The sequence below is a fragment of the Vallitalea sediminicola genome, from assembly GCF_054408565.1.
On record NZ_BTPT01000407.1, the window covers coordinates 1 to 276 of the forward strand.

Annotated in this window: 1 protein-coding gene; it reads left to right on the top strand. The window is 48.9% G+C overall.

All coding sequences use genetic code 11. From position 1 onward, the window contains the following. Positions 1 to 276: hypothetical protein (locus ACX6CF_RS27215; protein WP_458788497.1), on the top strand; the 276-nt coding region annotated here is incomplete at both ends.

Here is a 276-nt window from a genome sequence, read left to right on the forward strand (position 1 = left end):
CCACAGGCGAATATGATGCGGTAATTATCGGTCACAGCCAGTTTGAGCGTATCCCTGTTTCTTTAGAACGGCAGGAACGCCTGCTCCGTGAGCAGATTGATGAAATTGAGCAAGGTATCCGAGAGGTAAAGGCAAGCGGGGGTGAGGGCTTTACTGTCAAACAGTTTGAACGCACCAAAAAGGGGCTGATTGAACGGCTGAAAAAGCTTGAAGCAAGAGAACGCAAGGATAGCGTTGTTACCTTTGAGCAGCTTGGTGTAGACAGGCTCTATGTAG